Annotated in this window: 1 protein-coding gene and 1 pseudogene; both read left to right on the top strand. The window is 44.2% G+C overall.

Translation table 11 applies throughout. The annotated features are described in order from the left end of the window. Window positions 1-270: 270 nt before the first annotated feature. The gene (dcd, locus tag KPX09_RS05340; protein WP_249549312.1) at window positions 271-828 is read left to right on the top strand and encodes a dCTP deaminase; all 558 of its coding nucleotides are present in this window, start codon (window positions 271-273) and stop codon (window positions 826-828) included. A gap of 161 nt (window positions 829-989) precedes the next feature. Further along, window positions 990-1,120 (top strand): annotated as a pseudogene (locus KPX09_RS05335) (cell division protein FtsZ); the annotation flags it as partial.

The following is a 1,120-nucleotide window of genomic DNA, read 5'->3' as shown; positions in this document are numbered from 1 at the left end:
CCGATGTGCGAGCGCCAGGTGTAGGAATAGGAATTCGTGGAGTTATATTGAGACTATTGATAACCTCGGTTTCTGTTGTTCTCCTTTTTGGCTTCGTTCATATCATCATTGATGGAGTGTCGATAGGCTGTAATAAGCTGTATGCTTATGCATAAGCATCTCTAACTCTAGCATGTTCTCTACGCGTGTTCTGAGAGTTTTTACTTGAGGGAATGTAAAATTGGGTATAGACTGAGAGTTAGTTCTTTATTATTGCATAGGGGTTCGCTTATGTCAGTCATGCCTGATCACTGGATCAAGGAAAAGGCCCTAGAGGATGGTATGATCTCCCCGTTCGTAGACCACAAAGAAGGCACTGGTGTGTTGTCGTATGGCTTGTCTTCCTATGGCTACGATGCTCGGCTGGATAATAAGTTCAAGATTTTTGCCAATACTCACTCAGTGGTAGTGGATCCTAAGAACTTTTCGCAAGATAGCTTTGTTGATTGCGAGGGGGATTTCTGCATCATTCCACCAAACAGCTTCATGCTAGCCAAGACTGTAGAGTACTTTAACATCCCACGAGACGTTATGGTTGTTTGCGTTGGAAAGTCAACATATGCTCGATGTGGCATCGTAGTTAATGTTACACCTCTTGAACCGGGGTGGTCAGGCTACGTAACTCTGGAATTTTCTAATACATCTCCGTTACCTGTAAAGGTATATGCGTTTGAGGGCGCGTGCCAGTTCCTCTTTTTTTCAGGTAAGGAACGTTGCAGCAAGTCTTACGACGAAGCTGGGGGCAAGTATATGGGGCAAAATGATGTAACATTGCCGATTATTAGTTAGATAACTTTGTAGTTTCCCGTCATAGACCCTATATGCGTGCAGTTTTGCTTTGTCTTCAACAGGTGGTAGTATATTGAGTTCTAGAATAGATAACGCGGAAGATTGCTCTTTTCTTGTTATGGTATAGCACCAACCTTACGGTACGGACTCTTAAGAACGCGGTACTGCATACGGGCGTACGCGGCATCACAGACTTAATGGTTATGCCAGGATTGATAAACCTAGACTTCGCTGACGTTAAGGTTGTCATGAGTGAGATGGGCAAGGCCATGATGGGTACTGGAGAGGCAGA

Origin of the sequence: Anaplasma phagocytophilum (genome assembly GCF_023476575.1) — a bacterium.
Taxonomy (GTDB): Bacteria; Pseudomonadota; Alphaproteobacteria; order Rickettsiales; family Anaplasmataceae; genus Anaplasma; species Anaplasma phagocytophilum_A.
The sequence above is the reverse complement of the archived record's forward strand: the minus strand, read 5'-3'. Positions and strand labels throughout refer to the sequence as shown.